General features: G+C 31.4%; 24 protein-coding genes. 17 read left to right on the top strand and 7 right to left on the bottom strand.

The features are described from left to right. Positions 1-5: 5 nt before the first annotated feature. The 10 genes from Q0O83_RS07550 to Q0O83_RS07505 are packed head-to-tail and all read left to right on the top strand — an operon-like array spanning position 6 to position 7,058. Positions 6-215, top strand: coding sequence for an AtpZ/AtpI family protein (locus Q0O83_RS07550; protein WP_366515956.1), 210 nt, complete (start codon positions 6-8; stop codon positions 213-215). A gap of 13 nt (positions 216-228) precedes the next feature. Then, complete coding sequence (locus Q0O83_RS07545) at positions 229-603, top strand: ATP synthase subunit I (RefSeq protein ID WP_294095828.1); 375 nt, start codon at positions 229-231, stop codon at positions 601-603. Between the two features lie 23 nt (positions 604-626). Beyond that, positions 627-1,439 carry a F0F1 ATP synthase subunit A gene (gene atpB / locus Q0O83_RS07540; protein WP_294095827.1) on the top strand — a complete coding sequence of 271 codons (813 nt, stop codon included), beginning with the start codon at positions 627-629 and terminating at the stop codon, positions 1,437-1,439. Positions 1,440-1,483: 44 nt separating this feature from the next. Further along, positions 1,484-1,753, top strand: a complete 270-nt coding sequence (gene atpE / locus Q0O83_RS07535; RefSeq protein ID WP_185874994.1) for an ATP synthase F0 subunit C — start codon at positions 1,484-1,486, stop codon at positions 1,751-1,753. 46 nt (positions 1,754-1,799) lie between these two features. Beyond that, a complete protein-coding gene (atpF, locus tag Q0O83_RS07530; protein ID WP_294095815.1) occupies positions 1,800-2,306 on the top strand; it encodes a F0F1 ATP synthase subunit B in 507 nt (168 codons plus the stop codon). Then, the gene (atpH, locus tag Q0O83_RS07525; RefSeq protein ID WP_294095812.1) at positions 2,303-2,824 is read left to right on the top strand and encodes an ATP synthase F1 subunit delta; all 522 of its coding nucleotides are present in this window, start codon (positions 2,303-2,305) and stop codon (positions 2,822-2,824) included. Before atpF ends, atpH begins: the two co-directional genes overlap by 4 nt. A gap of 32 nt (positions 2,825-2,856) precedes the next feature. After that, positions 2,857-4,359, top strand: a complete 1,503-nt coding sequence (gene atpA, locus Q0O83_RS07520) for a F0F1 ATP synthase subunit alpha (RefSeq protein ID WP_294095809.1) — start codon at positions 2,857-2,859, stop codon at positions 4,357-4,359. A gap of 14 nt (positions 4,360-4,373) precedes the next feature. Beyond that, the gene (gene atpG, locus Q0O83_RS07515) at positions 4,374-5,225 is read left to right on the top strand and encodes an ATP synthase F1 subunit gamma (RefSeq protein ID WP_294095806.1); all 852 of its coding nucleotides are present in this window, start codon (positions 4,374-4,376) and stop codon (positions 5,223-5,225) included. 19 nt (positions 5,226-5,244) lie between these two features. Continuing rightward, complete coding sequence (gene atpD / locus Q0O83_RS07510) at positions 5,245-6,648, top strand: F0F1 ATP synthase subunit beta (RefSeq protein WP_294095804.1); 1,404 nt, start codon at positions 5,245-5,247, stop codon at positions 6,646-6,648. Between the two features lie 2 nt (positions 6,649-6,650). Continuing rightward, on the top strand, positions 6,651-7,058 hold the full coding sequence (locus Q0O83_RS07505; RefSeq protein WP_294095802.1) for a F0F1 ATP synthase subunit epsilon: 408 nt from the start codon (positions 6,651-6,653) through the stop codon (positions 7,056-7,058). Between the two features lie 25 nt (positions 7,059-7,083). On the opposite strand, the gene Q0O83_RS07500 is transcribed toward Q0O83_RS07505, so the two are convergent. Genes Q0O83_RS07500 through Q0O83_RS07480 form a run of 5 tightly spaced genes read right to left on the bottom strand, consistent with a single transcriptional unit; the run spans position 7,084 to position 13,730 of the window. Beyond that, positions 7,084-8,439, bottom strand: a complete 1,356-nt coding sequence (locus tag Q0O83_RS07500) for a HAMP domain-containing sensor histidine kinase (protein ID WP_294095799.1) — start codon at positions 8,437-8,439, stop codon at positions 7,084-7,086. Then, positions 8,420-9,076 (bottom strand): response regulator transcription factor, encoded by a 657-nt coding sequence (locus Q0O83_RS07495; RefSeq protein ID WP_294095797.1) that lies wholly within the window; start codon positions 9,074-9,076, stop codon positions 8,420-8,422. Before Q0O83_RS07495 ends, Q0O83_RS07500 begins: the two co-directional genes overlap by 20 nt. 11 nt (positions 9,077-9,087) lie before the next feature. Further along, on the bottom strand, positions 9,088-10,407 hold the full coding sequence (der, locus tag Q0O83_RS07490; protein WP_294095795.1) for a ribosome biogenesis GTPase Der: 1,320 nt from the start codon (positions 10,405-10,407) through the stop codon (positions 9,088-9,090). Between the two features lie 2 nt (positions 10,408-10,409). After that, entirely contained in the window at positions 10,410-12,116 is a 1,707-nt protein-coding gene (locus Q0O83_RS07485; RefSeq protein WP_294095794.1) for a YgiQ family radical SAM protein, read from the bottom strand. Between the two features lie 6 nt (positions 12,117-12,122). After that, positions 12,123-13,730, bottom strand: coding sequence for a putative manganese-dependent inorganic diphosphatase (locus Q0O83_RS07480; RefSeq protein WP_294095792.1), 1,608 nt, complete (start codon positions 13,728-13,730; stop codon positions 12,123-12,125). A gap of 192 nt (positions 13,731-13,922) precedes the next feature. Between Q0O83_RS07480 and Q0O83_RS07475 the strand changes: the two genes are divergently transcribed. The 7 genes from Q0O83_RS07475 to Q0O83_RS07445 all read left to right on the top strand — a co-directional run bounded on the left by Q0O83_RS07475 (position 13,923) and on the right by Q0O83_RS07445 (position 20,513). Next, positions 13,923-14,681: a TatD family hydrolase gene (locus Q0O83_RS07475; protein WP_294095790.1), complete on the top strand. Its 759-nt coding sequence runs from the start codon at positions 13,923-13,925 to the stop codon at positions 14,679-14,681. Positions 14,682-14,687: 6 nt separating this feature from the next. Further along, positions 14,688-15,053 carry a holo-ACP synthase gene (gene acpS / locus Q0O83_RS07470; protein WP_294095788.1) on the top strand — a complete coding sequence of 122 codons (366 nt, stop codon included), beginning with the start codon at positions 14,688-14,690 and terminating at the stop codon, positions 15,051-15,053. Beyond that, positions 15,053-15,472, top strand: coding sequence for an NAD(P)H-dependent oxidoreductase subunit E (locus Q0O83_RS07465; RefSeq protein WP_294095787.1), 420 nt, complete (start codon positions 15,053-15,055; stop codon positions 15,470-15,472). The genes acpS and Q0O83_RS07465 overlap by 1 nt, the downstream gene beginning before the upstream one ends. A gap of 18 nt (positions 15,473-15,490) precedes the next feature. Continuing rightward, positions 15,491-16,595 (top strand): peptide chain release factor 2 gene (gene prfB, locus Q0O83_RS07460; RefSeq protein ID WP_294095784.1). Its coding sequence is split into 2 segments (ribosomal slippage): positions 15,491-15,562 and positions 15,564-16,595, totalling 1,104 coding nucleotides; the frame shifts between segments, so codons are not numbered across the junction. A 73-nt stretch (positions 16,596-16,668) separates the two neighbouring features. Further along, entirely contained in the window at positions 16,669-18,177 is a 1,509-nt protein-coding gene (gene gltX, locus Q0O83_RS07455; RefSeq protein ID WP_294095783.1) for a glutamate--tRNA ligase, read from the top strand. 109 nt (positions 18,178-18,286) lie between these two features. Then, positions 18,287-19,267: a hypothetical protein gene (locus Q0O83_RS07450; RefSeq protein ID WP_294095781.1), complete on the top strand. Its 981-nt coding sequence runs from the start codon at positions 18,287-18,289 to the stop codon at positions 19,265-19,267. Then, positions 19,209-20,513, top strand: a complete 1,305-nt coding sequence (locus tag Q0O83_RS07445; protein ID WP_294095778.1) for an AAA family ATPase — start codon at positions 19,209-19,211, stop codon at positions 20,511-20,513. The genes Q0O83_RS07450 and Q0O83_RS07445 overlap by 59 nt, the downstream gene beginning before the upstream one ends. 61 nt (positions 20,514-20,574) lie before the next feature. Here the strand turns inward: Q0O83_RS07445 and Q0O83_RS07440 are convergent, their stop codons facing one another. Beyond that, positions 20,575-21,111 carry a chromate transporter gene (locus Q0O83_RS07440; RefSeq protein ID WP_294095776.1) on the bottom strand — a complete coding sequence of 179 codons (537 nt, stop codon included), beginning with the start codon at positions 21,109-21,111 and terminating at the stop codon, positions 20,575-20,577. After that, positions 21,108-21,638: a chromate transporter gene (locus tag Q0O83_RS07435; RefSeq protein ID WP_294095774.1), complete on the bottom strand. Its 531-nt coding sequence runs from the start codon at positions 21,636-21,638 to the stop codon at positions 21,108-21,110. Before Q0O83_RS07435 ends, Q0O83_RS07440 begins: the two co-directional genes overlap by 4 nt. Between the last annotated feature and the right edge of the window lie 23 nt (positions 21,639-21,661).

Genomic DNA, 21,661 nt, shown 5'->3' with positions numbered 1-21,661 from the left:
AAAACATGATTTTTTTTAATAAAGATTTTATGCATTATTTTTCACTGTTGGGTTATTTAGGATTTTTAATAGTAGGAAATATAGGGATTTTTATATTTATCTATAAATTGATAGAAAGGTATTTCTTTAAAAGTACCCTGCTATTTATTTTTTTCGTTATAATAGGAATATTTAGTGCATTTTATAACGCTTATAAATTAATAATGAAAAAATAGGATTGAGTGATATATGGATGAGTTAAAAAGATTAATAAAACGTGGAATTATTACATCGTTAGTAATTCTTTTTTATGGAGTTTTATCTAGCAACGAATATGTTTATATGGGCATGTTTGCAGGAGCAGTTCTATCAGTAATCGGGTTTTATATGATATGTCTTGACGCGAAAGCGAGCTTAGCTTCGAATTCTCCATTCAAAGTTGGAGTGGTAGGATATTTAAAAAGATATTTTTTATACGGGATATTTTTAGCACTGGCTACAAAGTTTTATGGATTTCCAATGTTAGTTAGTGGAGTTATTGGATTACTAAATATCAAGATGAATATTTTAGCAATAACTTTATTTAACAATATAAAAAAGTTTAAATCTAAGTATTTAAAATAAAATATTGAAAGGAGGCGAAACTAATGAGAATAGGGCCAATAGAGTTTATTACCCCACCATTGGTAGAAGGACCTGCAATAATGTTTCACATACCATTACCACACTTTTTACATCAAATTCCATTTGCAATGGAGTATGCTGACGGAAAGTTTGGATTACCAGTTACAATAACTGTAATAAGTACATGGTTTGTAATATTAATGTTAACACTTTTATTTAAAATGGGAACGAAAAAATTAGAGATGATTCCAGGTAGAGCACAAGTTGCTGCTGAATCAATCTATGATTTCGTATACGGTATTATTCATCAAATGTTAGGGGGATGGACCTCTAGATACTTTACATTCTTAGGATCGTTATTTTTATTCATTTTAGGATGTAACTTACTTATGTTCTTACCAATTCCTTGGGGAGGGTTCAAAGATGGTGTCTTTACTTTAGCACCGGCATTTAGAGCTCCTACAGCGGATCTTAACACAACAGTTGGATTAGCACTTTTAACTACAGCTACATTCTTAGGAACAAGCATAAAGCTAAATGGAATTTTAGGTTATTTCAAGGGATTACTTGAGCCGATGCCATTTATGTTACCTATTAACTTAGTTGGAGAGTTAGCAAAACCAACAAATATTTCTATACGTTTGTTTGGAAATATGTTTGCGGGAATGGTTATAATGGGGCTTATTTATAAAGCAGCACCAATGGTAATACCAGCACCGTTACATTTATATTTTGATATATTTAGTGGAGTAGTACAAAGTTTTGTATTCTTAATGCTAAGTATGGTATACATTCAAGGTTCATTAGGGGATGCAGAGTGTCCCGATGATAAATAAACACTAACAAAATTAAATTTTAAAATAACTAGGAGGTAAAGATTATGGATTTAATGTTAGCAAAAACTATAGTATTAGCAGCATCTGCAATAGGAGCAGGATGTGGAATGATCGCAGGTATAGGACCAGGAGTTGGACAAGGATACGCAGCTGGTAAAGCAGTTGAGGCAGTAGCTAGACAACCAGAAGCAAAAGGAGATATCATCTCTACAATGGTATTAGGACAAGCAGTATCTGAGTCAACAGGTATCTACTCACTAGTAATCGCACTTATCTTATTATACGCTAACCCATTCGTAGGAATGTTAGGGTAATTTTTAAAAAAATACATCAAATACTTTTAGGAAGGAGGTAGAAGACTTGGCACCAACAAATATGCCTGCAGTATCGATAGATATTAACATGTTTTGGCAAATAATTAACTTCTTCATTTTAGTGTTTATATTTAATAAATACTTTAAAGCTCCGTTAATGAAATTAATGGATACAAGAAAAGAGAAGATTGCAGCTGAGTTCTCAGAAGCTCAAAAGAACAATGAGGAAGCTGTATTGAAAAATAAAGAAGCTCAAAAAATCTTAAAAGATGCTAAAGATGAAGCTACAAAAATACTTCAATTAGCAGAGAAAAAAGCTGATGAGAGAAAAGAAGGAATTTTATCAGAAGCAACAGCTCAAAGAGATAAAATGCTTAAATCAGCAGAGCTTGAAATTCAAAAGATGAAACACGCGGCTAAGAAAGAACTAGAGGTTGAAATGAGCCAACTAGCTGTAACATTAGCTGAGAAGATAATCAAGGAGAATTTAAACTCTAATTTAGAAGCTGCCCTAGCTGACAAATTCATAGATGAGGTAGGGGGAGTAAAATGATAGGAAACCAAATTGGTAAAAGATATGCTGAAGCAATATATGATGTTGCTGTGCAAAAAAATGAAGTTAAATCAGTATATGAAGTTTTAAACTCTGTAATGGAATTATTTAAAACTGATATCGATTTTAAAAACTTTATAACTCATCCTCTGATTAAAGAGAATGAAAAGAAAGAGACTTTAAAGAAAATTTTCTCAGATTCTAATGATGGATTAGAAATCCTTTTCTTCATTTTAGAAAAAGGAAGAATATCTCAAATTAGAGAGATTGTAGCAGAGTATGTTAAGTTAGATTATGCAAAGAATCAAATTTTAGATGTAGAAGCTACATTTGCTGCTTCATTAACTGAAGAGCAAAAAGAGAAACTTTCTAAAAATCTTGAAAAGAAAACAGGTAAGAAGATAAAGCTAGTAGTTAATGTAGATAAATCTCTAATTGGTGGAGGAATTATCAGAATAGGTGATGAGGTAATCGACGGAAGTATCCGTAGACAGCTAGAAACTCTAACACAAAAATAAAAACTACTTGTAAAATTAGGAGGTGTAATCAGTTGAAAATCAGACCAGAAGAAGTAAGCAATATAATAAAAACTGAGATCGAGAATTACAAAAAGAGTCTTGATGTCAAAACTTCAGGTTCTGTATTAGAAGTAGGAGACGGTATCGCAAGAATCTACGGATTAAGCAGTGCAAAAGCAGGTGAGCTTTTAGAGTTTCCTAACGGAATAACAGGAATGGTTCTAAACCTAGAAGAGGATAACGTTGGAGCGGTTATACTAGGGGACTATACAAAGATTAAAGAGGGTGACGAGGTTAAAGCTACAGGTAGAATTGCCTCTGTACCAGCTGGAGAATCTTTATTAGGAAGAGTAGTTAATGCTCTTGGAGAGCCAATTGATGGAAAAGGTGAATTAAAAGTTGAGAAATACATGGAGATCGAAAGAAAAGCTTCAGGTATCATCTCAAGAAAGCCAGTATCTGAGCCATTACAAACAGGAATCAAGTCAATAGACGGAATGGTACCTATCGGTAGAGGACAAAGAGAGCTTATTATCGGAGATAGACAAACTGGTAAAACAGCAGTAGCTATTGATGCGATATTAAATCAAAAGAATACAGGAGTAAAATGTATCTACGTTGCAATTGGTCAAAAAAGATCAACTGTTGCACAGATCGTTAAGAGATTAGAAGATGCAGGGGCTATGGAATATACTATAGTTGTTGCTGCAACTGCTTCTGAATCAGCTCCATTACAATACTTAGCACCATACTCAGGAGTAGCTATGGGAGAGTACTTCATGGATAAAGGTGAAGCTGTATTAATAGTTTATGATGATCTTTCTAAGCATGCGGTAGCATACAGAGAGATGTCTCTATTATTAAAAAGACCACCTGGAAGAGAAGCTTACCCAGGAGACGTTTTCTACCTTCACTCAAGATTACTTGAGAGAGCAGCTAAGTTATCAGATGAATTAGGTGGAGGTTCAATAACTGCACTACCAATCATCGAAACTCAAGCAGGAGACGTATCAGCATATATTCCAACAAACGTTATCTCGATAACTGATGGACAAATATTCCTAGATGCACAATTATTCAACTCAGGATTCAGACCAGCTATAAACGCAGGTATATCTGTATCAAGAGTTGGAGGATCAGCTCAAATAAAAGCTATGAAGCAAGTTGCTGCAAAAGTTAAGTTAGAATTAGCTCAATATACTGAGTTATTAACGTTCGCACAATTCGGTTCAGATTTAGATAAAGCTACAAAAGCTCAATTAGAAAGAGGACACAGAATTATGGAAGTTTTAAAGCAACCACAATACAGTCCTTACCCAGTTGAAGAGCAAGTTGTATCATTCTATACAGTAATCAACGGATTCTTAGATGAGATCGCGATTGCTGATGTAAGAAGATTTGAAAGAGAATTAATTACAGAAATCAGAAATACAACTACTATATTAGATGAAATTTTAGAGAAGAAGAGCTTAACTAAAGAGCTTGAAACTAAAATTGCTGATGCTGTTGTAGCATTCAAAAAGAATTTTAATTAAAGAGAGGTGGGAGCATGGCTGGAACTAGAGAAATAAAAAATAGAATAAAAAGTGTTCAGTCTACTCACCAAATTACAAAGGCCATGGAAATTGTTTCTACTACAAAGTTTAAGAAATTTTCAACTATAGTAGCTCAATCAAAACCATATTCAGAAAGTATTGCTAATATTTTACAAAATATAGCAGCTGGTGTTAAAAGTGAAAGACATCCACTTTTTGATGGTAGAGAAGATGTAAAAAAAGTTGGAGTTATTGTTATGTCGTCAGATAGAGGACTAGCAGGAAGCTTCAACAGTAATACATTAAAAGCTTTAGAAAGATTAATTTCTGAAAACAGTGGAAAACAGGTCTCTGTAATTGCAGTTGGAAAAAAAGCTAAAGAATACTGTGCAAAAAGAAATTACGATGTAAAAGCTGAATATATCCAATTAATCCCTGAAACTATGTATGACAAAGCGAAAGAGATTAGTGAAAATATTGTAGAATACTACTATAACAACATCTTTGATGAAGTTTATGTAATATACAATAAATTCGTATCAGCTTTAGTAAGTGATTTAACAGTAAGAAAAATAATTCCTATAGAAAGAGCTGAAGGAAGCGAGAACAAGGCTTATATATTTGAGCCATCTCCAGAAGAGATCTTATCATCTCTATTACCTAAGTATCTGAATATAGAGTTATATAAAGCTTTATTAGACAATACTGCTAGTGAGCATTCTGCAAGAAAAAATGCAATGAAAAGTGCAACGGATAACGCTGAAGATATGATAAAGGGATTAACTTTAGAATATAATAGAAGAAGACAAGCTTCGATAACTCAAGAGATATCTGAGATTGTTGGAGGAGCAGCAGCGTTAAATTAAGAATAATTAGGAGGCAATAGTGGAAAACAAAGGTACCCTTACCCAAATAATAGGTCCTGTTGTAGACGTTATGTTCAATGATAGATTGCCTGAGATTTACAACGCTTTAAAAGTGCAATGTGAAGATGGAAAAGAATTAGTTCTTGAAGTTCAACAACACTTAGGAAACAACGTTGTAAGAACAGTAGCAATGGACGCTACTGAGGGTCTACAAAGAGGAATGGAAGTAATAGATACAGGAGCAGCTATAACAGTTCCAGTAGGAAAAGCTGTATTAGGAAGAATCCTAAACGTTTTAGGAGAACCAGTTGATGAAGCTGGTCCAGTAACAACAGAGGAGCATTTACCTATACATAGAGAAGCTCCAAACTTTGATGAGCAAGGAACAGAAGTAGAAATATTCGAAACTGGTATTAAGGTAATTGACCTTCTTGCACCATACATCAAAGGTGGAAAAATAGGTCTATTTGGAGGAGCTGGAGTAGGAAAGACAGTTCTAATAATGGAGCTTATCAACAACATCGCTAAAGGACATGGAGGATTATCTGTATTCGCTGGTGTTGGAGAAAGAACAAGAGAAGGAAGAGACTTATATGATGAGATGAGAGAATCAGGAGTTATTGATAAAACATCTCTAGTATATGGACAGATGAATGAGCCGCCTGGAGCAAGATTAAGAGTTGCTCTTACTGGACTAACAGTAGCGGAAAACTTCAGAGATAAAGAAGGGCAAGACGTTCTTCTATTCATAGATAACATATTCAGATTTACTCAAGCTGGAGCAGAGGTTTCTGCCCTATTAGGAAGAATACCTTCAGCGGTTGGATACCAACCAACACTTGCTTCAGAAATGGGTAAATTACAAGAGAGAATTACATCTACTAAGTCAGGATCAATAACATCAGTTCAAGCAGTATACGTACCAGCGGATGACCTTACTGACCCTGCTCCAGCGACAACGTTCGCTCACTTAGATGCTACAACAGTTCTTTCAAGAAGAATTGCATCTCTAGGAATATATCCTGCAGTTGACCCTCTAGATTCAACTTCAAAAGCTTTAGATCCAGCTATCGTTGGAAATGAGCACTATGCAGTTGCTAGACAAGTTCAAGAGATACTTCAAAGATATAAAGAACTTCAAGATATTATTGCTATATTAGGAATGGATGAATTATCTGATGAAGATAAGCAAACAGTTTCTAGAGCAAGAAAAATCGAGAGATTCTTCTCACAACCATTCGCAGTTGCTGAGCAATTTACAGGAATGGAAGGGAAATATGTTCCAGTAAAAGAGACAATAAGAGCTTTCAAAGAGATAATCGAAGGTAAGCACGATGCTCTTCCAGAACAAGCATTCCTTTATGTTGGAACAATCGAGGAGGCAATAGCTAAGGGAAGAGACCTTATGAAGGGAGCTGAGTAATTATGGCAAACTCATTTAAGCTAGAGCTAGTAACTCCATTACATAAAGTTTTATCTGAAGAGGTAAACTTTGTTATGTTAAGAACTACAGAAGGAGATATGGGTATATTACCTAATCACTCACCTTTTGTTGCAGGATTAGCAACTGGAGAGATGAAAGTTAGAAACAACGGGCAAGAAAAGTTTTACTATGTATCAGGTGGATTTGTAGAAATCTCTAACAACGTAGTAACTATTTTAGCAGATGAAGCTATGGACGTTAAGGATATAGATTTAGAAGCTGCTAGAAAAGAAGCTCAAATTGCTAAGGAAAAATTAGAGAAGTCTGCTGAGGATATGGATATTGCTAATGTGCAAAAGACACTGACTCAAGCGTTAACTAAAGTTAAATTAGCAGAAAGAATGTTATAACTAAAATTAAAACCGATTAGAATTTCTAATCGGTTTTTTTTATATCAATATTAAAGATAAAGCTGCTACTTTCAATAGCTAAGTCAAATTGAAATTTATGTAGTTGAAGAATTTTTTTAACTAAAGAAAGCCCCAAACCACTTCCGTCAATATTTTCATTTAAAGCATTCTCCCCCCTTTGAAAGGGTTCAAAAATTTCATTAATATTAATTACTTTATTAAAATAAATAGGATTTTTAAAAGTTATAGTATTGTTTTCAAAAGTTATAAAAATAGTACTATCTTCAGGAGAATATTTTAACATATTTTGAACTAAATTATTTATTGCTATTTTTAAAAGATTCAGATCTCCTGAAATAAATAAATCAAAAATCTTTAAATCTATATCGATATTTTTTTGAAACTCCAAATAATCAAATTGTTCTAAAGAGTTTTCGATTAAAGTTTTTAAATTTACTTCTTCTTTATTTAATTTATAATCAGGAGAATTTATTTTAGATAAAGTTAATAGACTTTCAGTTAAAGACCTCATTTCTAAAGACTTATCGAGCATAGTTTTGTAATACTCTTTCTTTTTATCTTCAGAAACATTTCCTCGAGCTAGAGCTTGAGAATATAGACAGAGAACTGAAATAGGTGTTTTAAGTTCGTGAGAAGCATTCGAAACAAAAAGTTTTAAGTTCTCAATAGATACAGATAACTCTTTTGACATCTCGTTTAGACTATGACTTAGCTCTTCTAATTCATCTCCACTATTTAAAGAGATGTTTTTAGGATATTCTAATTTAGCTATTTTTTCAGCACTATTTTTTAAGTACATGATATTTCGATTAATTTTTTTAGAAAAAATAGAAACAAAAATACTGCTCATAATAAGAGAAAAGAAAGCTGTAAAAATATTAAAAAGAAAAATATCCTGTATATGCTCAGCCATAACAGCCATTGAACTTCGAATACTTAAAAGATATCCATTTTGTAGTCGTTCATAATATCTAATAAACATTACTCCAGAGGTACCATCAACCTCTCTAATTTTGAAAGTGGACTCGTTTATTTTCAATGAGTTAAATATTTTTTTATTCCCACTCATATGTGAACGATTATTCTGAGGAATAAAATTTAAATCAATTTTCACTCCGAAACTATCTTCAGCAAAATATATGTAATTTTCTAATTTATTTTTATCATTAATAACATTAACTAAACTATTTCTAATTTCAACAATATTTTGTTTTTTTCGATAGATGTAGAATTTATCTAGAAAAAGAGAGTTAAAGATAAAACTAGTTATAATTGTTAAAAAAACTACCCCTATAGTTAATAGGAATAGTTTCTTAAAGAAGTTTAGTTTTATTGGAAAATTAATCTGTTTTAAAGACATAACCGACACCCCTTACACTTTTAATATAGAAATCATAGTCTCCAAGTTTTTTTCTTAACCTTTTAATTATAGTATCTACAGCTCTTTCATCACCAAAAAATTCAAATCCCCAAACTTCATTTAAAAGTGTTTCACGAGAAAAGATAATATTTTGGTTTCTGAAGAAAAACTCAAGTAGTTGAGCTTCTCTCCTTGGAAGAGTATTTGTTTCTTTGGGTGTTGTGAGTACAAATGTATTGTAATCAAATGTTATATCTCCGATTTTAAAAAATGTATCATTATTTAATTTAAAGATTTTTTTTAATTTAATAGTCAGGAGTTTAGGAGTGAAGGGCTTGGTGATATAATCATCAGCCCCTAACTCAAGTCCCTTTATCTCATCAAACTCACTATCTCTAGCAGTAACCATAATAATAGGTATTTGTGATACTGATTTAATTTGTTTACAAATCTCCCAGCCGTTTAGACCAGGAAGATTTATATCTAGTAAAATCAAATCAGGCTTCTCTTCATAAAAAGAATCAATCGCCAAATCACCTCTATTTACAATAACAGTACAAAATCCTTCAGCTTCTAAAGCGTCAGAGATAATAGTAGCTAGTGATTTTTCATCTTCAACAATAAGAACCTTCTTCATAGTGTTATACCTTATCCGTTTTTCTTTTCAAAGATAACGTCTATTGGAGTTCCTTCAAATCCGAAAGATTCTCTCAGTTTGTTTTCAATATATCTACCATAAGAGAAGTGAACAAGCTCTGGGTAGTTACAGAATAGGATAAATCTAGGTGGTGCAGTAGAGATTTGAGTAGCATAGTTAATCTTAACAACTCTTCCTTTTCTTGTAGGTGGATTATTCATTATAATAGCGTCACTGATAACAGTATTTAATAATCCAGTAGAGATTCTCTTGTTGTATTCAGCAAATACAGCTTCAGAGTGCTCTAATATTTTAGTAGTTCTTTGTCCAGTTAAAGCTGAAATGAACTCTACAGGTGCATAAGATAGGAATGGTAACTCTGCAAGAAGTTCCTCTCTCATCTTTTTCATAGTGTCACCTTTTTTGTTTTCGATAGTATCCCACTTATTCATAACAATGATAATTGGCTTTTTCTCTTCGTAAGCAATTCCAGCGATTCTCTTATCTTGCTCAGTTAATCCTTCACTTCCATCAAGCATCCAGATACAAACATCTGCTCTTTTTATTGTTTTGATTGCTCTTAAAACAGAGTAGTACTCTAAGCTTTCTTCAACTTTTGATTTTCTTCTGATACCTGCAGTATCTATAAGAACGTATCTATTTCCATCAAATTCAATAGCAGTATCTATAGCATCTCTAGTAGTACCAGCGATATCACTAACAATTGTTCTTTCCTCTCCACAAAGTCTATTAACAAGAGATGATTTACCAGCATTTGGTCTTCCAATTATAGCTAGCTTTAATCCATCTTCCTCTTCATACTCCTCAACATGCTCATCAATTATGTTAACAACTAAATCAAGCATATCTCCTAAGTTAACTTTATGTTCTCCTGAAATAGGTATAAGATGTTCAAATCCAAGTCCCCAGAAATCATAAACATCATCTTGTTGTGCTTGGAAGTTATCTATTTTATTAACACATAAAATAACTGGTTTTTTCTTTTTTCTTAATAGGTAAGAAATCTCTTCATCTAAAGGATTTAATCCATTTTTTCCGTCAACAACGAATAAAATAACGTCAGCTTCGTTCATAGCAACTTCAGCTTGTTGTTTAATTTTAGTCATCATAAAGTCATTGTTTCTAGGCTCAAGTCCTCCAGTATCAACTAGAACGAACTCTTGTCCAGCCCACTCAGTCTCTCTATATAATCTGTCTCTTGTAACTCCTGGTTGGTCATCAACGATAGCAACTCTATCCCCAACCAATTTATTAAATAATGTTGATTTTCCAACATTTGGTCTTCCCACGATTGCAACAATTGGTTTCAATTTTAATACCTCCTAGTTTTATTTGTTTGAGTGATAATATCTTTTTGTTTTTGTTTTTTACCATTATCCTTTTCGACAAATATTTTTTTATCATTAAATGGATTCATCTCGGTATAATACATAAGTGTAGAATAAGTTGATGGAGTAGGAGTAAAAATTTGTACCTGCTCTGGACTTATTTTAAGTTCAGAGGATGCGAATCTTTTTAAATCTAACATATCTTTTTCGTTACACCCTGGATGAGCAGCTATTAAATAGTAAGTTAAGAATTGTTTTTTATCATGCTTTTTATTTAGCTCGTAGAAACGATCTTTAAACTCTTTTAATATGCTTTTTCCTTGTTTACCCATTAGAGAAAGAATTTTATCCTCTGTATGTTCAGGAGCGATTTTCATTTGTCCTGAAATATGGTCTTTTATAATTTCCTCTAGATATTTATCACCACATCTATTATCATCTAAAATCATATCATATCTAATTCCAGATGCAATAAATATTTTTTTTATTTTATCGATAGATTTTAATTTTCTTAAAAGATCTATCTGTTTTGAATGATCTAATTTTAAAGCTGGACAAGTTTGTGGATAAAGACATCTTTTATGAGCACAAGCACCATGCTTTAATTTTTTGTTACATTCTAAAGCGTACATATTAGCTGTTGGTCCTCCAACATCAGATATATGACCTTTAAATCCTTTTTTACTAGCTAACTCCTTAACCTCTTTAACTATAGAGTCTTCACTTCTAGATATAACTGTTCTTCCTTGATGAACAGCAATAGCACAGAAGTTACACTCTCCATAGCATCCTCTATGGGTAGTAACAGAGTTTCTAATTGTATCTAAGGCTTTTACATGTCCATCTTTTTTGTAATATGGATGAACATCTCTCTCAAACTCTAAACCATAGATAGCATCCATCTCTTCAGATGTGAAGTTTTCACAAGGAGGATTTTGGATGTAATATCTATCAGCATTTTTCTGATAGATTCCTTTTGCTGTGATTGGGTCACAGTTGTGATAGAAAAGTTCAAAAGCTTTTACAAAGTTTTCTTTCTTTTCTAGACACTCTTCAAAAGTTGGAAGAGCTAAGTATCCCTCTTTAGGCTCTTTAGATATATATCCAAGTCCTCTTATATTTTTCCAATCCTCATTATTTTGAATAGCCTTAGCTAGAGCTAGCATAGACTTTTCACCCATTCCATAAGAAAGGATGTCAGCTTTAGCATCAAAAATAATAGGACGTCTCAGTGAGTTACTCCAATAATCGAAGTGTACAATTCTTCTAAGACTAGCTTCTATTCCACCTAGTACAATTGGAACAGAGCTATTTTTAAAGAAACGACGTATCAGATTTGTATATTGAATAGTTGCCCTATCCGGTCTTCTATTATTTTCTCCTCCAGGAGTAAAGTCGTCACTTTTTCTTCTTTTTTTAGTAGCAGTATAGTTAGCAACCATAGAGTCAACACAACCAGCAGAAACTGCCCAATATAGATTGGGCGTTCCTAACCTAGTTATATCTTTATCAGAATTGATATCTGGTTGTGCAATAACTCCTACCTTAAAACCATTTTTAACTAACCACTTACCAATAATAGCAGTACCGTTATACGAGGTATCTAGATAAGTATCTCCAGATATTAAAATAATATCTAAAGAATCCCAACTTAACTTTTTAACCTCTTCCAGTGTAGTAGGTAGAAACATTTAAAATCACACTCCTTGAGAAGCAGCCATTAAGAAAGGAACCACTTGTTTCTTTCTAGAAACAACACCATCAACCCATGCAGTATTGTTGCTTAAAGTAGTATGGAATCCTCTTTCAACGATAGTAGGGTCTCCAACAACTAATAGCATAGATCCTGCTTGAACGATATCAGTTATAACTAATACAGAAAGTTGGTAGTGGTGCTTAGAATTAGTATGAGACATAGCTTTCTCTAAAGCTTCTTGTTGGTCAAGAACTCCCTTAACATCAACAGTATTAACTTGAGAAATAGCTAATTTTACACCATTCATAGTGAACTCTTTTTGGTCCATAGTTAGAATCTCTTCTGGAGTTTTATCAGAAAGAGAAGTTCCAGCTATTAGCATTTCCATTCCATAAGATTCAAAGTTTTCCATTTCAGAAATTACAGCAAGCTCTTTAACAGCAGCTATATCTTTTTCTGTACAAGTTGGTGATTTGAATAATAATGTATCTGATAATATAGCACTCATCATTAAACCAGCAATCTCTTTTGGAGGAACTATCCCAGCTTCTTTATATAAATCAAAAATTATAGTACAAGTACATCCAACAGTTTCTGCATTTATTTTTACAGGTTCGTTAGTTTCGAAGTTACCAAATTTATGATGATCAACAACTTGAACTATTTTAGCATCTCTTAAACCAGCAACAGATTGTGTATCTTCATTGTGGTCAACTAAAACAACATTTTTTCTAGTGAAATTGATTAAGTTTTTAGTTCTTATTGTCCCGTAAACTTCTCCATTTTTATCAATAACAGGGAAGTTAGTTTGTGATGATTCTTTCATAATATCTTTGATATCAGCTAAATAATCATCAACAGAGAAAGAGTAGAACTTTTCGTTGCTTAAGATTGATAAAATTGATACTGATTGAGATATTAAAGGAATCGCTTTAAATAGAGATTTATTTACTCTTAAAATAGGAGTTTTTGAATCTCTTGGAAGAATAACGTCATCTTTATCGCAACAAAGAATGATCATTTTAACTCCTAAATCGATTAAATCGTCAACTGAATCTAAAAGAGTTGTAGTAATAACAATATCACCAGCAGCGATATTTCTATATTCACTAACTCCTTTTAAATTAGCTTCAATTTTCCCTGAAGGATATTTTCCACTGATAACTTCTCCTTCTAAAACCTCTTGTAAGTTTTCGTAAGTAGTGTGGTAAGCAGCAAAAAGATCTGAGTAATCGATGTTTAAGTAAGCATTAGCTATATCAGAAACATGAATCATTCCTTTTAAGTGATTTTTACTATTTACAACAGGTAAACTTGAGAAGTTTTCTTCAGTCATTATTTCTAAAGCTCTTTTTAAAGAATCTTTGTGATTGATTGTTTTCTTTTCAACACGAGTAAGGTCTGAAATTTGAGCACTTACTGTTGAAAGTAATTTTGGTGCATCTATATTAAAACTTTTTAAAACAAATTCTGTTTCCTTACTGATGTTTCCTAATCTACAAGCTTGAGCAGATTCTCCTTTTAATTCTTTTAATCTAGCTAATGATATAGCTGAACAAATTGAATCTGTATCTGGATTTTTATGTCCAAAAATTAAAGTTGGTTCCATGTAAAATACTCTCCTTTTTCTTAAATAAGTCTATTTATTATTTTATCATTTTTTTGAAAATAGAACAACAAAATCTTTACTTTTCTCGTAAAAAAACATAAATAAAAAATGAAATTAGGAGAATATGGAAAATATGTCGTATTTATGATAAAATATAGAAAGAGTTTTAGTTAAAATATACGAGGTGAAAAAATGAAATTAGTTGATACACATTGCCATTTAGATAATGAAAAATTCGATTTAGATAGATTAGAAGTTATAGAGAGAATAAAAGATAAGTTAGAATTTTGTGTAAATATAGGATATGATTTAAAAAGTTCAAAAAGAAGTTTAGAATTAGCAAAAAAGTATGATTTTATATATGCAGTTGTAGGTGTACATCCAATTGACATAGCAGAGTATAGTGATGAACTAGAAAAAGAGTTAGAGACAATTGCAAAAGATTCTAAGGTTGTTGCTATAGGAGAGATTGGATTGGATTATCACTGGATGACAGAACCAAAAGAAGTTCAGCAGGATAGATTCAGAAAACAATTAGAGTTAGCAAAAAGAGTTAATAAGCCGGTTGTTATTCATACTAGAGATGCCATGGAGGATACAGTTAATATACTGAAAGAATACCCCGAGATAGGTGGAGTTATTCATTGTTATCCTGGTTCTTTAGAAACTGCAAAAGTTTTAGTAGATAGATTCTATCTTGGAATAGGTGGGACTTTAACTTTTAAAAATGCAAAAAAGACTGTTGAAGTTGTAAAAGAGATACCGCTAGATAGAATAGTTATAGAAACGGATTGTCCATATTTAACTCCAGAGCCGTTTAGAGGAAAAAGAAATGAACCTATCTATGTAGAGCATGTAGCTCAAAAAATTGCTGAAATAAAAGAGATTTCAGTAGAAGAGGTTACAAAAGCAACAACAGAAAATGCTAAAAAACTTTATAAAATAGGATAGGTGGATATGAAGTTTGTAGGAATAGGAAACGATATCGTAGAAATATCTAGAATAGAAAGTGCAATAAGTAAAAAAGGTTTTAAAGAACGTGTTTTTACAGAGAAAGAGATAGAACAGATTGAAGCAAAAGGTGGAAAAAGTGAAAGCTATGCTGGAAGATTTTCAGCTAAAGAGGCTGTTGCAAAAGCTTTGGGAACAGGAGTTAGAGGTTTTAATCTTGTAGATATTGAGATATTGAATAACTCACTAGGAAAACCTGAAGTAAAACTTTCTGGAAATTTGAAAGAAAAAAATGTAGATGTGGAGATATCAATTTCACATTGTAAAGATTATGCAATTGCAGTTGCAATAATAATGGAGAGGGAGGAGTAATGAAAGATTTTTATAAAGAGTTAGATAACTTTATAGAAAGTTTAGATAATAAAAAAGATGATTATAAAATACTTTCTTTTGTTGTTGATGAACTAGGATATATACCTGATGAAGTGATTGATTATGTTGCTAAGAAAATAGATGTATTTTCATTTTCTTTAGATAGTACGATAAGGTTTTATCCAAAACTACAAAAAGCTAGAACAAAATTTTATGTACAGATATGTACAGGAAGAAATTGTAATCAACCAGGATTAAAAGAGAAAATATTAGAGATTAAAAGTAAGATTAATTTTGTAATAGATGAAAGACACTGTTTAGGAAGATGTTCAAAAGGAAGTGCTTTGAAAGTAAATGAAGAGTACTACTCATACAAAAGTCTAGATGAGTTAGAAAAAATATTATTAAACTTGAAGTAAGTTTTAGGAGGAATTTTAATGGATATTTTAGAATTAAAAAGAGAATACAATCAGTTTAAAAATCAGATTGATGCTATAAGGGGGTCTCTTTGACTTAGATACTAGAAAAGAGAAAATCTCATCTTTAGAGAAAAAAACTTTAGAAGATGGATTTTGGAATGATAAATTGACTAGTGGAAAAATTATAAAAGAGATGAATGAGGAAAAAGATATAGTTAAAGAGTTTGAAACTATAGAAAATATGTTTTTTGATGAGGAGATTTTAATAGATTTCGTAGATTCAGGAGAGGAAGATTTTGTAGATGAGTTAGAAGAGAAACACTCTAAACTTATGCAAACAATAGAAAACTTTGATACAAAGATGCTATTAGATGGAGAGTATGATGGAAATAACGCTATTGTAACAATTCATTCAGGGGCAGGAGGAACAGAAGCTTGTGACTGGGCAGATATGCTGTATAGAATGTATATGAGATGGTTCAATAACAGAGGTTATAAAGTTACTGAGATGGATTATATGGCAGGAGATTCAGTAGGAATAAAGTCAATAACTCTTTTAGTTGAAGGAACGAGAGCTTATGGATACTTAAAAGGTGAAAAAGGAGTTCATAGACTTGTTAGAATATCACCTTTTGATGCGAATAAGAAAAGACACACATCTTTCGCTTCTGTAGATATAATGCCTGAAGTTGATGAAACGGTTGAGATAACAATAGATTCAGGAGATTTAAGAGTTGATACATACAGAGCTTCAGGAGCTGGTGGACAACACGTAAATATGACGGATTCAGCTGTAAGAATTACTCATATTCCTACTGGGGTTGTTGTAACTTGTCAAAGAGAGAGATCACAATTAAGCAATAGAGAAACAGCTATGAAACTTTTAAAGTCTAAACTTTTAGAGATTGAGATGAAAAAGAAAGAGGAAGAGTTGAAAAAAATTCAGGGAGAGCAAAGTGATATTGGTTGGGGAAATCAAATAAGATCATATGTATTCCAACCTTATACAATGGTTAAAGACCATAGGACAGCTGTGGAGTCAGGTAATATTAGAGCTGTTATGGATGGAGACATAGATGACTTCATAAATGGGTACTTAAGATGGTCAAAAAATAAAAACTAGTATGCTATCTTGAAATTATTAAATATATGGATTATAATATAGGGTACAAATTACAAAAAAGGGAGAGATTATGATGGAAAGAAGAGTAAGAACGAGAATCGCACCTTCTCCAACAGGAGATCCACATGTAGGAACAGCTTACATTGCGTTATTCAACTTAGCTTTTGCTTATAAAAACGGTGGAGACTTTATACTAAGAATAGAGGATACTGACCAAAACAGATATACAGAAGGATCAGAGCAAATGATATTTGATGCTCTTAAGTGGTTAGGATTAGACTACGCAGAGGGTCCTGATGTTGGTGGGCCAACTGGACCATACAGACAATCTGAGAGATTCCATTTATATGGAGAGTATGCTCATAAATTAGTTGAAAAAGGAGAAGCTTACCACTGCTTCTGTACTCAAGAAAGATTAGAGAAATTAAGAGAAAGACAAAAAGCTATGGGAAAAGCTCCTGGATATGATGGACACTGTAGATCTCTTTCAAAAGAGGAAGTAGAAGCTAAATTAGCAGCTAAAGAGGAGTTTGTAATCAGACTTAAGATGCCTTATGAAGGAGAAACTATCATAAAAGATAGATTAAGAGGAGATATCGTTTTTGAAAATAACAAAATCGATGACCAAGTTTTATTAAAAGGAGATGGATTCCCAACTTATCACTTAGCAAACGTTGTTGATGATTACTTAATGAATATAACTCATGTAATAAGAGCAGAGGAGTGGATTGCATCTACACCTAAGCATATTCAATTATATAAGGCGTTTGGATGGCAAGAGCCTGAATTCATACATATGCCTTTACTTAGAAACTCAGATAGAACAAAAATATCTAAGAGAAAGAATCCAGTTTCATTAAACTGGTATAAAGAAGAGGGATACTTAAAAGAGGGTATCGTAAACTTCTTAGGATTAATGGGATACTCATTTGGAGAAAACAAAGAGATATTCACATTACAAGAGTTCAATGAGAACTTTGATATCGATAAGGTATCTTTAGGAGGTCCTGTATTTGACTTAGTTAAATTAGGATGGGTAAACAACCAACATATGAGAATGAAGGATTTAAAAGAGTTAACTGAGTTAGCTGTACCATTCTTTAGAAATGCTGGACTAATCGGAGAAGAATTAACAGCGAAAGACTTTGAAACACTTTCAAGAATTGTTGATATCTTAAGAGAAGGAGCTCAAACAATAAAAGAGATTGTTGCTCAATCTGAAGTATACTTCAAAGATGAATACACTTTACCAGTTGTAACAGAAGAAACTGATAAGAAAGAAGTTAAAGGAATCGAAAGACTTTATACAGTTATTCAAGATGAAGCTGGAAAAAAATCAATCAATTTATTTGAAGAAAAAATTGCTGCAGAATCAGAAGAGATTTCAATAGATAGAGCAAAAGATTTATTAAAAGAAACTCTAGATACAATTGGAGAGGGACCAGGAAAAGTTTACATGCCTTTAAGAGCAGTGTTAACTGGACTACCAAAGGGAGCAGATTTATATAATTTAGTTTCTATTATTGGTAGAGATAGAACTTTAGCAAGAATAGAGAGAATGAAAAAATTATACAATATATAATTGAAATTTAGTGGAGTTACAAACTCCACTTTTTTTTTAGAAAAAAAAAGAAAAATTAAAATTAGCAGTAGTTTATTTAGAGTTAAATACTGAACATCAGAGGAGGACTATGAAAACACATATTTTAATGGGAAAACTATTTTTAGATTCGTTTAATATTTTAAAAGAGATTCAAAAAGAGATTGAAAAAGATTTAAAAAGTTTAGGGTTTCAAGAAGAAATCGAAGTAGAATTTCAAAGTTTAAATTTTATGGATTCGTTTAAAAAGAATTTTTTTACACTGTTAATGCTTTCTATTATGATTGATAGTAAAATATCTAAAAAAAATATAGTGAAATATGGAAAAATTATTTTATATTTAAGACAGATAGTAACATCAACAGATAATATAATTGATGATGAAAGTAAAGGTATAATTTTTATAAGTCGATTAAAAAATAATGTGGTCTCGAATAGTTTAGTGATGTTATTTTGTCAAAACTTTTTGACTAAGACATGCTTAGAAATAGATTTTAAAAGCTATTTATCTCAAAAAGTTTTTAATAAAATATATTCAATTGCAGAGAGCCAAAGTTTAAGAGATAGAGAGCAGTATAAAGTGTATCCAGACGAGAGTTATATTCTTTCTAAGATTCATAATGGTATTGGAGGAGAACTTTTAAAAATAAGTTTAGAAGTGCCTTTAGAGGTTGAAAAAAATGAAAAACTAGAAGAGTGTGCAAAGGCAATATATGAAATTGGAATGTCTTTACAAGCTTTAGATGACTTCTTTGATATTGAAGAGGATAGATTGGCTGGAAAAGTAAATTTATATGAATCAAAGCTATTATATTCTAAAGAGGTTAAAGAGGTTGTAGAAAAGAGTTATTTGAAAGAGGTTTCAGAAAAAGCATACAATGGATTTGAAATTCTAGAAAAAAATGGTTATCCGATGAATAGAAAAGAAGCAAAAAGAATACTAAAAAAATTATTCCAATTGAGAGGCTTAAAGGAGTATTCTAATATTTTAGATGAGGAGGACGATTCTAGAAATGGATATGAAGAAGATTATGATAGCCAATTGGCAGAGTATAGAATATGTGAATATTGAGATAGAAAAATTACTTATATTGATTGGAGAATCTAATAGAGGGAAAACTAGTATTTTAAAAGCTTTAGCAGCATTTTTTGGTCAATATGAGATAAAAAAGGCTGATTTTAAAGATAAGACAAAACCAATCGAGATAAGAATTAAGTGTTATAAAAGTAATAAAGGTTTTCTAACTTTAAAGCTATTGAAAATAGATGGTGGAGAATTAGAGTATTATATAGTAGATCATGGAATAGAAACGAAAGTTGACTTAGATATAATAAGAAAAGAGTACATATCAATTAGAGGTGCGGTAATTAACTCTAAAGATAATGGTGTATACGAAGGACTACTGAGAATAAGAGAGATATTTTTAGATACCATGGATAGCCAAATAATAAAAGATTTAAATAGTAAAATAGAATATTTGAAAGAGAATAATCTATCCCAAAGTCTACAAAGAAAAATTTTATTCAGTTTTTTAAAAAATATTTTATATAGTCTTGATGAGTATGAAATAAAAATAAAATCAAAGCTTTCGGATCTATTTTTAATATTTGAAGAGCCAGAGTTACATTTAAATCCACAAGAGAGTAGAGAGATGTATTCACTGCTGGTAAAACTTTCTAAAATAGGAGTTCAAATTATACTAGAAACACACTCTAGCTACTTTGTCGGATTGAAACAATATAAGTCAATTTGTCTTATAAAAAAGATAAGAGGTGAAGTAAAAGTTTTTCAATATACAGGGAAACTTTTAAATGGAGATGAAATTAAAAATTTCAATATGAACTATTGGATAAATCCAGATAGAGGTGAGATGTTTTTTGCTAAAAAAGTTATTTTAGTAGAGGGACAAACTGATAAAATTGCACTTTCATATTTAGCTAAAAAACTTGGTGTATATAATTATAGTTACTCTATTATTGAGTGTGGAAGTAAAAGTATTATTCCACAATTCATAAAAGTTTTAAATGGTTATAAAATACCATACGTAGCTGTTTATGATAAAGATAATCACAGATGGAGAAATGAAACAGAGTTAGATAGTTCAAATATGAAAAATAAAAAGATAAGAGGAATTATAAATAGATTTATTGGTGATTATATTGAGTTTGAAAATGATATAGAGGAGGAGATTTGCCAAGAGGAGAGAGAACGTAAAAATTATAAAAATAAACCATATTATACTTTACAGAAAATAAGTGAAAAAGATTTTGAGATGCCTAAGAAATTAGAAAATAAAATAAGACGTATATATAAATAGAGATAGATAACCAAAAGTTTCTATCTCTATTTTTTAAATAATAATATCTTATATTTTAAACTTAAAAAATAAAAGCTCCGGCAATTGCTGTAGTTAAAAGGATTATAATGGGATTTATTTTAGTTAAGTATTTTGTTCCTACAAAGACTGTGATAAAAATTAAAGTTGCTTTTAAACTTTGAGAATAATCACTTACAAAAAATGTAGGCTTGGCTATAATAATTCCAGCAAATGTTATTAAAGCTAAAGTTACTGGTTTAACTCCTTTAAAAAAGAACTCTTTTTTAGGGTTGTTTTTTATTTTAGAGAAAACAGTTGCAATAATTATTATAACAATAAAAGAGGGTAGAGCAGAACCAGTAGTAGCAACAATAGCACCAAAAATTCCCCCAACTTTATGACCAACAAAAGTAGCTGTATTAATTGCTATAGGTCCAGGTGTAACTTGTGATATAGCGATAACATCTAAAAACTCTGTTTCTGTCAACCAACTGTATTTATAAACAACTTCCTGCATGAGTGGTAGCATAGCTAATCCACCACCAAAAGAGAAAATTCCTATTTTAAAAAATTCAATAAAAAGTATTAAGTAGATCATTTTTCACCTCTAACTGTAAAGAATAGAATACATCCAACACCAAAAAATAGAATTAAAGTAACTGGTGAAATATTAAAGAAAACTAATCCAATTAGTGAAACTATAAAAACAACATAACTGAAGTAATCAATTAAAGTATTTTTAGATAGTTTGATAACTGAAGATAAAATAAGTGCTGCAATACCAGCTCTAAGCCCAATAAAAATCTTTTGCATAGTTGGGTTTAAAAAACTTTTAGAGAAAAATGCAGAGATTACAGTTATAACTAAAAGTGATGGAGCTATAACACCCAAAGTAGCTGCTATGGAACCCAAAATACCAGCCCTCTTTTTACCGATAAAAGTAGCTGCATTTATAGCTATAGGTCCAGGAGTCATCTGTGAGATAGTTATAATTTCAAGTAATTCATCTTTATCAATCCATTTTTTACCATATATCATCTCTCTTTCAATAAGAGGTATCATAGCATATCCACCACCAAAAGTGAACATTCCTATTTTAAAGAAAGTAAGAAAAAGTTCTAGCATAAAAGTCCTCCTTAAATTGAAAT

The organism is uncultured Cetobacterium sp. (genome assembly GCF_945952365.1).
Lineage (GTDB): Bacteria > Fusobacteriota > Fusobacteriia > Fusobacteriales > Fusobacteriaceae > Cetobacterium_A.
The sequence above is the reverse complement of the archived record's forward strand: the minus strand, read 5'-3'. Positions and strand labels throughout refer to the sequence as shown.